Below are 12,546 nucleotides of genomic sequence, written 5' to 3'. Positions count from 1 at the left end.
CATGCGCACCTATTTTGTCTGTCCCGCTCCCCCCTGCCCCAACGGCAAGCTGCATCTCGGTCACGTCGGCGGCGTATACTTACTCGCCGATATGTTTACCCGCTTTCAGCGTATGGTTGGCCATCGCGCGTACTATATTACGGGTGCGGATGAGCACGGCACGTACACGCTGGTGAAAGCACGAAAACTACGCCAACCGGTTAGCGACGTCGCACAGAAGCACATTCACGAGATCTTGCAGTGCTTGCGCGCGGTGCAAATCACGCCAGATGCGTTTGTGCGTACATCTAGCGAGGTCCACAAAGAGAATGCGCTGGCGATTTTCCGCGAGCTGCAGGAGGCCGGCTATGTCGACGTGCGCGACGGTGTCCAGCTCTATTGCGAACACTGCGACGAATTCGTGGCCGACTCGCTGGCAGTTGGCACCTGTCCGGCATGCGATGCGACGACCGACAGTAATTTGTGCGAAAACTGTGGCCTAGCTGTTCAGCACGACACCCTACGCGACGCGCGGCACACCACGTGCGGCAGCACACTTGGGCTAAGGCCGATCAAGCAGGCCGTGTTTGATGTACCCCGGCTGGCTCGGGTGCTGGACAAAGCCATTGGACAAAGCGGCTGGCCCGAGGTTATCCGCGACAAGGCGCGCACTTGGTTAGCCGGCGCCGTACATGGCTTGCCGATGTCACGCCACTTCAGTCATGGTGTCAGGCTGACACAGCCTGAACATTTGATTGGCCAAACCCTCCTCACATGGTTTGAGGGCCTGTGGAGTTTCGACACTGGGATTCGCGAGCTATGCGCCCGTGACAATCTGGACGCCGACTCGGTATTGCACGATCCGAACACCCAGCTTTTGTTTTTCATGGGCCAAGATAACCGTTTTTACTACACGGTAGGTGTGGCAGGCACCCTGCTCGCGCGCGGCTACCCAATTCCCCAAAATCATTCCGTCCAGGATTTCTACAAGCTCGAGGGCGAAAAGTTCTCGACCAGTCGTGACCATGCCCTTTGGGCCGATGAAGTGACGCGAGAGGTGGACGCCAGTGTACTCCGCTACGCGCTGGCGCGCGTGGCCAAGCCATTCGACAACAAGAAGAACGACTTCGATGTTGACAGCCTGATCATGGCAGCGTCACGCCTTCGGATCTGGGAGGATGCGTTACGCCACTCAGCCAACAACGCACACACAGTGGACAGCAAGCACCTCTGCCCTACTCTCCGCAGCCTGGTTCAGCGTTACGCCGATGCGATCGAGTCACTGCGCTTCTGGGACGCGCTTGATATCATCGATATGTACCTCGAGGTGGCCGACTTTGCGCGCGAGGATAATGCTATGTGGAATGCCGCGAAGGTATCATCGTTCCTGAGTCTGCTTTACCCCGTGGTACCTGAGCTAGCGATACGCTACGGTCAGCATTTCTTCGGCGCAGCCTGGCAGCCGTCCCTCAAGACACCTGCTGCAGTAGCTGCCCTGCCGGGCGCAAGGGTGGACTTCCCGCATTTCAGTGCGGCGGTATCTGCGAACTTCATTGCAGCGTACAACACGCGTTTTCGCACAGAACAGGTGAGGCAATCTGTTTGAGAGACGAAACCATGACTTCGCGGACCTCCAACCGCAGCGCTCTCGCTCAGGGCTTTGCCCCGTTCTCCTACTCAGGTGCGAAGCACGCCATCAATTTCGGTTACGGCCTGCCCGATCCGGTGATGTTTACAGAGCTGGCCTGGCCGGATGCATATAACCGGGATACCGGAGTCGCATCCGCCGATCTGCCGCAGTATACGGATGCGCTGGGTTTACCCGAGCTCCGTACCAAGCTAGCAGAGCGCTACGGTGTGCGCGATGACCAAGTTATCCTTACGGGTGGCGCTTCGCAGGCTTTACAATTGATTGCCGACGCTTGGATCGACCCAGGCGATGTCGTCCTGACCGAGGACCCGTGCTATTTGGGCGCACTGCGCACGTTTTCGATCGTGGGTGCGAACGTCCTCCAGCTCGGTATGTGCGCAGAAGGAGTCGATCTGAATGAACTCGAAGCAATGTTGCGTAGTCATACCCGCGCCAAGCTTTTCTATACGACGCCAGCATTTCATAACCCGACTGGGCGCCAGATGTCGCGCACCCATATGGCCCGGGTCGCAGCGCTGCTGGACCACTATGGCGTGGCGTTGGTACAGGATCTTGTGTATGCGGAGCTGCCCTATAACAGCGCGGTTGATTGGTTGGCACCAGGCGGCAACGTGATCAACATCCATAGCGTCTCCAAGATCGCCGGACCGGGGTTACGGGTAGGCTGGGTGCTTGCGGAGTCGGACATCATCAACAGGTTTGCAGGGCTAAAATGCGATGGCGGCGTAAGCCCCATCGTCAGTAATATCGTTCTGGCGTTGTTGCAGTCGGGCGCCATTGATGCGCACATTGCGCGCCTGCGCCAGCATTATCGCGCCAAGCGGGATATCCTGCATACGCTCTTGCAGTTCAGCCGCTTTTGCGAGCCAGAGTATATCGTACCAAGCGGTGGTTTCTCGTTTTGGGTGCGGTTGGCCGTTGGCGTCGAGGTTGAGACTTTTATTGAGGCGGCGCGTCGCGAGCACGCCGTTCACCTCATAAATGGTCGCAATTATGGCCCACGAAGTGGCGATCATGTACGCCTGTGTTTTAGCTATCTCCCCACATCGCTAATTGAGCAGGGCCTGGCGCGATTGTGTACCTTGCACGCGGCCTAACTAAGCTCCACATAGTCACTCACGTACGCCGAAGCACGATTCGAACTCCCACACGCTGATTTTCTGCTTATTTTAGGAGCACGCGCCGGGGTTTCGCAGCACCAGCACCCACAGCGGTTGCGGCATCAATCGACCGGTCCACCGGCTGCGCAAAAACAGATCGGTCACTGCCCTCACATAGAGCATAGAGCCGGCCCTCCACCGTCCAGAGATAGGTGAAGCCAGCGATCCGCGTCTAGTTCGATCGCTCGGCAGCGAACAGGCGATCCAGGGAGGTTTGCCGCCGCTGTCTCAAGCCGTGCCGAACCCGCCCGCGCCGATCGCGACGATCGAGCAAGCATGTATCCAAGATTTCGGAGGTCTCGGGCCTGCTTCGGTCCGATGTGATTATTCCAATCGCCCACGCGCTCTCTCGTCGCGTATGACGCGTAACGAAATCGCGCGCCCGGCAGGATGAAGCCGGGCACCATTATGCCATTGCTTGGTCGAGATAGAATCGATTTCCTCGCTTCAATACGCTTGTCTCACAGCGTTTTCAGATATTCGACAAGCGACCGCCGCTCATCCTCGTTCAGTTCTGGACCGATGACGCCCGGCGGTAGCTTCGTTACGTCAATCTCTTTACCCTCGAAGGAGTGCCCACGGTTGCTGTTTCCAAGTAGCGATACGTCGAAATTGGTCAAGCCGGCCGCACAAGCCTCGTTCACATGCGCCTTCGTAACAAGCCCGACATTGACTGGATCGAATTGGCGACTGCCAACGCAGAACGAAGTTGGCCGCTCGCGTTGGGGCAGCAACATATCTCTCAATGTCGGGACTGATCCGTTGTGTAAATACGGCGCCGTCGCCCAGACCCCGTCCAGCGGACGTGCCCGATAGCGAGGTTCGAGAGAAAGAACATCTTTGTCCTTCCCATTAACATTGGCGCGTGCTCCAACAAAGACGCGCTGGTTTTGGCAATTTTTCCTCGGCCCCCACATCTGCTGCTTGATCTTGTCGGGAGTGCCGTTCGCGACGTTCCACTGGTCGATCGTCTTACCGACCACATCCATCAGTGCGAGCACGAACAGCGGATCTGCCTCGTCCGGCAACAAGCCACAACCCCACGCTTTGTTGAGATCATCAACGGGTTTCACGCCAAGCGACTCCGGCAGATGAACCCGACGTTCTGTAAGGACGCGGGACTGTTGACGGTCAGTGCCGATCTCGGTCACCGGCAGCTGGACGACGTTGAAGTAATGCCGTCCACCGATTTCGACCCAATTTTTCTCGTTCTTCGCGGTGCGATCCGGGTTCTCCGGCTTCCAGAACGAATCCTCCGGCCACTTCTTGTCGAACTCGGGATCGTTGACTGGGCCTCGATGGCATTCAAAGCAGTGCGCTCGATAAAGGTCGCGGCCTTTTTCGACGAGTTTTTGGTCGACGGCCCAAGCCGGGTCACCTCGAAATTTTTCCTGCGCATCCCTCCATCGCGGAGCGATCAGTCCATTGAACTTCCTGTCACCCGGGTTGGTCACTGAGAAGGGGTCAGTGCCGCGCAAAAGCTCTTCGAACCGCGCAACGTCCGATAGATGAACGGACGAACCAAAGAGCGGACGATCGGGCGCGGCCGCTGTCATGTTAATCTTGGCAGCGACACCGAGCGTCTCACCCGCATTGCGAACAAGTTCACTGAGCACGGAGGCGTCGTATTGTGCCCATAGGAAATACGGAGTGTCCCAGATCGGTGGAAAGCTCACGGGCGCGTCGTTGCGCACGAAATTGCCTTTTAGCAGCGGATCCGGGAGCTTGCCGGTCTTCTGATCGAGAAAATTGGTGTAGAAGACTTGGTTGCCGATCCGGTTCAGTGCATCCAGCCGACCGAAGCCTTCGTCGAGATCGCCAACGCCCTGCGCCACCAAAAGACCATCTGTCTGCGCTTTCTGAGTCTTGATTTTTTCGAGCGCGAGCTTCAGGCCTTCCTTAAGCTTTTCCCTATCGACGCTTTGACCTCTGATTTCCTCCAGCTTGCTGGCAAAATGCTCAAATCGCCAGGGGAACAGCAGTGTGTAGCCGATCGACAATCCGACTACGCGTTCGACCTCGCCGAGATTGACCATCGACGGCCCGCCATCGAACCGGATGCTCACATTCTTGTACTCAAGATGCCCGGTATGACAGGCAGCGCAGGTTAGCCCGATCTGGTCTTCATACGGCTCGCCCGTCGTCGGGTCGACACCTGCCTTAAGAATTGCGAAGCCGACGGGCAATCCATTCGGATTGTTCGGCAGGTTTGGAGCCCAGCCGTGCTGAGCCGCGTCTGCCTTTGGCGCATCATCTTGATAGCCATATTTGGGTGCGTTGCCGGTAAAGCCCCTCGAGCTGGGACTGGGGATAAATCCGAGGCGACGCAGGTAATCGTCGTCTGTCAAACTGGTGTAGAATACGGACAGCTCCGGTCGCTCCAACGCCATGAACCATTGATAAGGAACAGGAATTGTGGCGGTCCCCTGCGACGTATGGTGAAACCAGTAGCGCTGCTGTGCGCTCCAGTTTTGCGGTAACCAGTAGGCTTGCTCGATCTTCGACGGCTGCGGCAAGGTGGCCGGCAGCAATTTAGCGACAAAGCTGGCCTTGCCTTCAATCGAGAGCGCAACGTCGCGGAGCTTTTCCGGCACGAAGTATGCCATTCCGGCCGCTGCAGCAGCGGTAATGCCGGTCACGATCAGCAGCCCCGCCAAACAAGGCCAGCGCCTCATCCAAGAATAAAGACCACAGAAGATAAAACGCAGCTTCGTAAGCAACCACCTCATCATCGTCCCCCGACTTTCAACTGCGCTGAAAACGCGGCTTGCAGCGACTGCCCACTACTTGTTGAGCAACTGGTTGTTGACGAAGGACACCACGTCCGCCGTTTCAGCTGCTGTGCGCCGCGTGATCGTTGGCGCGACCCCACCGTGCAAAAACGAGGGGAACCATCCGAAATTGCGAACGTTCCAGTTTTCCTTTGGCCACACGGCAGTGCTGACGCCGGGCACCGTGAAATTCTTGACTTTCCTGGCCAGGGGTTGCGCCGTCTCGGTGTGGCAGCTCACACAGTCGGTGTTGAAGAAATGGCTCTGCTTTGGATCGGCGATAATCTTGACAATCTCTATGATGCGACTGTCGTCGACCTTGGCGTCGAGGAACGCAGCCGTTGACACGCCCTTGCGATCGGCGATGGACTGGGGCGGGCTTTGAAGCGAGGCGTGGCGGCACGTGATCGGGTTTTGATTGTTCGTCGACGGCTGGGGAACGACCTGTTTTGCTCCAGAGAAACTGAGCATCTGGGCAACATGCATCCCATCAAGCGTAGGGCCGGGTACGGTTATGAGGCCTGCCTGAGGAACCTTCAGCATCGATACGAAAATCCACGGCTCTGGCGGGCGGGTGCCCATAACGGCCATGGTCTGGAGGCGCTGCGGAGACAGATGCTTCTCGAGCATCGCCTTCAATGCGACCCGGAATGGCTTGGCCGAGGCGCCGCGCAAGCCCGGATGGACGTTCATGTCACCCGTGGTCACAACCTTCACGCCACCGAACGTCCCGGCTGCCAGCTGATCACGGAACGCGGCCACATCGCGAATGATGGCTTTGAAGGTCTCATCGTCCGGCTTCGATCGGGGAAACGGTGCACAACCATTGAGCGGAGGGTCAGGTGGCGAGAGAGTGAAACTGAAGATCAGATGCCCAGCGATATCGTGGACTTTGAACCCATCCGGTCCATTGGTCACTGGCTGGACGATGAGACGGATCTGCGGCTGTCGGCCGAACTGCGCGATGATGTCATTCGACAGACCGGGCGCCCCTGGATCGATCCGGATACCGGCAACGAACCAAGCCTTGATGTTTTTTACGCTGTCAGGCAGGGCAATTCTGGCTACACCGGAATCTGGCGCGCCAGGACGCTCGGCATTTTCCGCGTTCGCTAGAAAGCGTGAAAAATCTTCATCCGACCAGAGCCGCTGAGGCGATCCAGTCGGGCCTGCCAGATCTGACAGCGCAATGAGATTGGCCATGTCGGCCGCATTTTGCGGTGGCGGGAAAAGGATGGTGAGATCGTTGGCCGAAAGCGGCTTCGATACCGTTTGCGCCGCAACCGTTTCAGCATCCGTCGCAACAGCTATCGCCAAGCCTGTTGCCATCAGCGTGAGTGACAACAAGGGCAACCTCCAAACATCGCGCCATAGTTCCATCGGTTATGTCCTCGTAAGTGGGCACGTCACAAATTAAGCGAAAGCTCTGAGATTTCCCGTCCTTAATCGTGATGACGGGGGCAGGCAGTTGCACCGGGACCGCATTAGCCGCCCGCGGCCCCTTCGGGCAGCCTTGGTCACGTACAAAGCCAGATTGCTCCCCTCATTCTTCGCCTCTGAACCCGCGCGCCCAGGTCTCCAGCTGAGACGGATGCAGGACCGCCTTAATGCAGCTGAGGAACATCTCGCTTCGCGCTTCGACATTATTTTGGTCGGCGGGACCATGATCCATATCCACCTGCAGCGAGCGCACGGCTTTCCAATCGAGCGCGTTGTCCTTGAGCATTTCAAACAGTGTTCGGTGGCCGTAAGGATGGCTCCTGAAGTGAGCGAAGGTCACCTTGGCAGAGATCTTCGCATCCCAGAGCGCATCGGGGAACGTCATCAAATCGAGCCCCGGAATTTGACCGAGTTGCTGCATCTGAACCTGAGCTTCCTGGTACTGTTCACGCCCGACCAACTGGTACATGCCGCGCAGCCTGAAAACCCAACCGTCGTCTGTCCCTGGCCGGTTGCCAAATTGATTGCCCTCGTAGCCGAGAACAGCGTTCGCCAACTCCTTGGGATGAGCCAGCAGTGAGGCCATCTCAACCGGCGGCTTGCCGGCAGCAACAAGCGCCACGTTGCTTTGATCGATGCGCTGACTCCAATTTTTTGGCATTTGCGAAGCAGCGCCAAACCAGAAGTTCTCACTGGTGTGGGTAAAGTCCGCACTATCGTAAGAAACAGAACCCAGAATGTAAGCAAGCATGCGAGGGTCGGTTTCGTCGACGCGATCCCACTCCTGCAACAAAGCCTTGACCTGTTCGGTCTGAAAATACGCCAGATAGCTCTTTCGATAGGGCGGGACGGGCGCCGGCACGGGCAGATCGTTTTTGGACGCCTTCGCCAGCTGCTTCTCGTGCGCCTCGACTCTTTCCAGATATTTTTGGTAGCCGCGCTCTTGCAGCCAGTTCTTTTCATAACAAGCAAGGAGCGGCTGAGGTGCGATTTTTACGGCCGGCTGCTTCTCTTTGGCGAGCTGATCCGCGTACGCTGCCTCGGCAAGTCTGGAGTCTTTCAGCGTCTGAAACGCAGTTGCGACGTCTCCATTCAAAAGATGGAAGACCTTCACTTGCAGGCAATCTGCATTGCTTTGCTTTGCGCGAGATTGATCAAAGCTGTCATTCGGTACGCAATCCCAGAATCGACCGCTGCTGAGCGAAATGATGTTTCCAGTTTCCTCCGATAACGTCCAGCCAAGCGGCAAGCTATAGAATAGGCCTGCGATTTCAGTTCGGCCGAATGTTGAGAACCGGGCCGGGCTCGGCGCGGTGTCCTCGACCGTTAAGCGATCGACATCAGCGGCACGGTTCAGCGCAATATAGGTTCGCGAACCTTGCGTGCTAAACAGCGCTCGTACCGGCTCCATGAGCTCGCCGAACCCAAACGAACCATGGTCCGCGAAATCACCGTTGGCCAGAGAAAGCAGATAAATTCGGAATTTTGGCGCGTCCGACGTCCCCTGGATACTCTTCAGCTTCGCAATCAGATCGAGCGCCGTTTCGATGCCGGAATTCTCCACATAGCCGCCGTCGACCAACCGCGCGCGTGGATTGGCCGTAATGCAGTCGTTCTTCAGGGTTATCGTCGCTGCCGGGGTCACCCAAGGAAACCGCGCACTCGCAAAAGCCGCAGCACTCAGCGGAATATGCAGCGACTGGCTTGTGACGATTTGGCTCGTTCCGTTGGTATCGCGCTTAAGGTTCGCGAGAATGCACAGGTCGCTATCTCTTGGGTGAGACGGATCGATGTCAAAGGGCGAAATAACGACCCGCTTGCCGCTGCCAACATCTGTCGTGTTCAGGAGCAGCGCCGGCATATTGTTGTCAGGCGCCCAATGGGATTGGAAGTCGGCCCTCAGCAAATTCGATCCATCGCCGCTGCTCTTCTGGCTTTTGAGCATGCGATCGCCGGCGTTCTCAAAGGTATATTCCAGAAAGCGCGCGCGATCGAAGAACCTGAAGGAGATCGGAGAGAACAACTGTGTGAAATCGGAAAACAGAACGCCGGCGACCAAAGGCGAAATAAAGTCCGTGGCCAAAACGCTCGCTACGCGTTGCTCAACCGCGCCAGGGACATCAAGATCTTGAGCCCGCGTGACGCCGGCCAGAAACGCCGCAATTTTGTCGCAGGCCTGTCCGGCAGGAGCGTTGGCATTCTGCGGCACATTCTCGGCATGAAGTGCAGCAGCGAAGGTGGCGGCGCCGACACTGCCGCCCGACACAGCGCTGATTGCAAACAAATGCTGTCGGAATGCCGGACAGAGGTCCTGCATGCGTGCAAGAAAACGCGCCGCATTGTGGGCGGCGTAAATGCCGCCACCCTGAGCAGTCACAATGAAGACAGGGTATTCGCCGAGCCTCTCGGCCTCGGCCAGGCGGGCCGGCTGTAACAACCAGTCATGAAAGGCAGTCGCAGCAGAGATACGCCTATCGCCTGCTTTTGCCTCGACGGCCGGACGAAGTTCGTGGTCGTCGCTTCCGGAGAAGGAAGCAACTGCGAATAAGGAGCCGAATACCAGTGGTATATATGGAAAGCCTCGCCTGATGGTCAAAAGTGCAAGGTGGCTCATGACTCCAACCACGCAGATCGTAAACAGAGCTATGACGCCGAACGCACCGACAAACTGTGCGAGCCGATCCGGAAAGAGAACGAAGACGGCTGTCAGCAGAGCTGTGCCGCAAATCGTGAGCGCGAAAAATCTGGGGCGGTGGAAATAAGTCTCGTTGGCCCTTCTCGATAGCTCAAGAAGGCGCTTTTTCCCGCCCAGCCACCACGCGCACAATACGAAAGAGATCAATAAAATGACGATCCCGCCCGCAAGCAGCGCGAGCACATTCCGCTCGAACGCCAGCGCCTGGTTCTCGATGCGAAAGATGCTGCCGACCTCCTCCGCGCCCGGCGGATATGCTGGCCGCGACAGGAACTGACCTAGTATCGCAGCCGCCAAGGGCAGCGCACCAAGGACGACCGGAGCAAGCCTGTACATGACAGGATAGCCGCTGGCGGTTGGTGTTCGCAGGAGCGACTCGGTGGTCAATTGAAATGCGCACAGCCAGATAGTTGTCGCGATCACACCAAAGGCGATAAATTCCTTGAGGGTCACCCAGCCATAATCGTCGGCCGCAATTCGATATAGTTCTTGAATCTGACCAGGCGCAAATAGCAAGCACGAAAGCAGCACGGACAGAACGATGATCCACCGCAGATCGCGCATCAACGCAAAAAGGTGCTCCCGCCCAGTCATAGAATCCCCTCCCGCGCACCGAAGGCGGCTGATATCACTATCAATAGTAACGCGATGATCGGCTGCGAATTTTAGCTATAATCGCTGCAACCGAGCGTAAAACTCCTCAAAACCGAGGCGGCCGATGAAAATGTCTTGGAAGCACACTCTCCAGAAACGGGTATATTGATGCAGAAACACCTATAGTAGTGTCAATGCTTTGTCGAGACGTTCCGTTGAGCGCGAGAAACTTTTCGACCACTGACGATCAAGACCAACGTGTCGCATTCGTTTCCCTTGAGAGAAATAGCATGTTCATAAATCGCATAGGCCGCGGGGGCCGAGCATGCTGCTGTTTCTGGCTTGCGCTCGCGGTCGGAACGACTGCCCCGCCGGTCACCCGGCACGCGGCATTCGCCCAGATCGGGCCGGCATCGCTCGAGCAAGCTAAGGCCGACTACCTAAGGGCGCTTGCGGAGTACGACGCTGCACGGCAGCAATATGAGACGCTGGCAGCCCCCTATTGGAAGTCCGTCAGCGACAAACGCCAGCTCCGCAACACCAAGCGCCGCAACGGCGAGCCTGTTGTCGTCGACGATTATGTCCTCACCCAGCCGCCTGTCTATACGGGGCTGCCAAGGCCGGTAGACCCCACTGCCCCAACGGCTAAGGTGCCAGTAACGCGGGCAGCCATAGCTACTGTTGCGGACTTTCTCAGCAACGCCTTGACAGAGTTTCACTTTGTGCCCGAGCGCCCCACGTCCGAGCTCGAATTCAAAGCCAGCTATGCCGGGGTCGCAGCCGAGGCTAGTCTAACACGGAGCCAGATCGTCAGGGTCTATGCATTCGAATCGGGAGGCAACGGAAGGTACGACGTCCAAGCTGGTCTCGAATATGACAGGCCGGACGCCCGCCCCATTTCAACGGCCCTGGGTTACAATCAATTGCTCAACACCAACAGCGTCGAACTGCTGGCGGAGAAAGGCGACCAGTTTCTAACAGCACTCAGAAGGAGGTCTGCATCCCGCCGCGGCGAGGACCGAAAGGCGCTGGACAGCAAAATCGAAGTTCTGCGCCGAATGATCGAATTCGCGCGCTCCGTGCCCGACGATTGGAGCCAGCACGAGACTCTTGCAACCACGCCGCAGGGCCTGGGCATCCACGCAATGAACCTCGACGTTGACGTAGGGCCCTTGCTGCAGACGCAAAAAATACTGGACTCGTTGATCTTCGCAAGAACTAAGGGATTGCTCCACGAACTGTCCGCGTCCGAGCTGGAGATGATGAACCTGACTGGCGATGGTAACGGATACGACCTGGTTAGCATGCCGCCCGACACGCGTGAGCAAGTTCCAACTTCGAACTTCTTCCAGCGCGGCGGGTATGAGCGCAATCCCGTCGCCATTCGTCACAACACCGCAGCCAGCCTGTTTGCTGCCATCGATGCAAAGATGGATGTCGAGAGCATGCTGCCAGGGGCCACCGAACTGGCCGCTGCTTACGACGCCGCGATACGTCGCTCCGCTCGCTGAAGAACAGATCGATCGCAGACCAGCTGCGAATATCGGATCAATCACGTGGATTGGACTGAGCAGGATGCTGGATGTCCGAGATCATGGTCGTTGCCAAGCTGGCGTGTGACCTCATCGAGGGCCCCACTTCATCGAGGGAGCTCCACGCCCAATTGCGATAAAGGCGGCCGACGGCCTGAACAAGCGCTGCGACACCCGATTGACATTCTGCGACTTCCCGGCCCCGCACTGGAAGCGCCTGCGGACGGCGCCTCCCATTGAAAGCACCTTCGCTAGCCGTCGCAGGATCCGATTGAAGGGTCGCCTGTCCAAGTGCGGCCCTCGCGCCGCGCAGAACGGCTGGCATCACCTCGATGGCCCACAATCCGCGCCCAAACTCGTACTCGGTCTGGCGATCCGCGAGGAGACCGACGTCAGTCCGCCCACAGCCGCCGCGGCCTGACCTGCCAAGCCGACACCAAATTGAGCGATAGCTCGCGATAACCATGCGACCGGCTGAGCGGTTATACCGAGGAACCATTATGAAGGTGAACGCCAGCTCACCCTCCTCCCAATTCTGATAGGGGAGCTGCGCTCCAGCTTGAGATATTGTTCGACTATTCGACCCGATAAATCGCTCGTAACCGAGGGCGCTGCAGCAGGCGGGGAAGATAGGTCGGTACATTGAAAATTTGCGAGAAGCTGTCGGGGCAGCCGTGGGAATTCGCCCAGGTAAGCGAAAGCAAGATGAGGGGTTCAGGCCGGA

Annotated in this window: 6 protein-coding genes; 3 read left to right on the top strand and 3 right to left on the bottom strand. The window is 57.7% G+C overall.

Features of this window, described 5'->3' with window-relative positions:
- The first annotated feature begins 1 nt into the window (after nucleotide 1).
- Together ACYCVF_RS31110 and ACYCVF_RS31105 are read left to right on the top strand one after the other, a co-directional pair.
- On the top strand, nucleotides 2-1,585 hold the full coding sequence (locus ACYCVF_RS31110; RefSeq protein ID WP_459606901.1) for a class I tRNA ligase family protein: 1,584 nt from the start codon (nucleotides 2-4) through the stop codon (nucleotides 1,583-1,585).
- A gap of 11 nt (nucleotides 1,586-1,596) precedes the next feature.
- The gene (locus ACYCVF_RS31105) at nucleotides 1,597-2,727 is read left to right on the top strand and encodes an aminotransferase-like domain-containing protein (RefSeq protein WP_459606900.1); all 1,131 of its coding nucleotides are present in this window, start codon (nucleotides 1,597-1,599) and stop codon (nucleotides 2,725-2,727) included.
- Nucleotides 2,728-3,251: 524 nt separating this feature from the next.
- Here the strand turns inward: ACYCVF_RS31105 and ACYCVF_RS31100 are convergent.
- The 3 genes from ACYCVF_RS31100 to ACYCVF_RS31090 form a co-directional block, all read right to left on the bottom strand.
- A complete protein-coding gene (locus ACYCVF_RS31100; RefSeq protein ID WP_459606899.1) occupies nucleotides 3,252-5,447 on the bottom strand; it encodes a di-heme-cytochrome C peroxidase in 2,196 nt (731 codons plus the stop codon).
- Nucleotides 5,448-5,573: 126 nt separating this feature from the next.
- Nucleotides 5,574-6,908 carry a hypothetical protein gene (locus tag ACYCVF_RS31095; protein ID WP_459606898.1) on the bottom strand — a complete coding sequence of 445 codons (1,335 nt, stop codon included), beginning with the start codon at nucleotides 6,906-6,908 and terminating at the stop codon, nucleotides 5,574-5,576.
- 196 nt (nucleotides 6,909-7,104) lie between these two features.
- The gene (locus ACYCVF_RS31090) at nucleotides 7,105-10,290 is read right to left on the bottom strand and encodes a hypothetical protein (protein WP_459606897.1); all 3,186 of its coding nucleotides are present in this window, start codon (nucleotides 10,288-10,290) and stop codon (nucleotides 7,105-7,107) included.
- A 290-nt stretch (nucleotides 10,291-10,580) separates the two neighbouring features.
- Here ACYCVF_RS31090 and ACYCVF_RS31085 point away from each other — a divergent pair, with 290 nt between their 5' ends.
- Entirely contained in the window at nucleotides 10,581-11,801 is a 1,221-nt protein-coding gene (locus ACYCVF_RS31085; protein WP_459606896.1) for a hypothetical protein, read from the top strand.
- The last annotated feature ends 745 nt before the right edge of the window (nucleotides 11,802-12,546 follow it).

This window comes from Bradyrhizobium cedriense (genome assembly GCF_054602315.1).
Note: the sequence above shows the minus strand (reverse complement) of the source record. Positions and strands in the feature narration are given on the sequence as shown.

Excerpts from the sequence above, each read along its gene's own strand:
- ACYCVF_RS31110 (WP_459606901.1), top strand. The coding sequence starts at position 2 with ATGCGCACCTATTTTGTCTGTCCCGCTCCCCCCTGCCCCAACGGCAAG.
- ACYCVF_RS31105 (WP_459606900.1), top strand. The coding sequence starts at position 1,597 with ATGACTTCGCGGACCTCCAACCGCAGCGCTCTCGCTCAGGGCTTTGCC.
- ACYCVF_RS31090 (WP_459606897.1), bottom strand. The coding sequence starts at position 10,290 with ATGACTGGGCGGGAGCACCTTTTTGCGTTGATGCGCGATCTGCGGTGG.
- ACYCVF_RS31085 (WP_459606896.1), top strand. The coding sequence starts at position 10,581 with ATGTTCATAAATCGCATAGGCCGCGGGGGCCGAGCATGCTGCTGTTTC.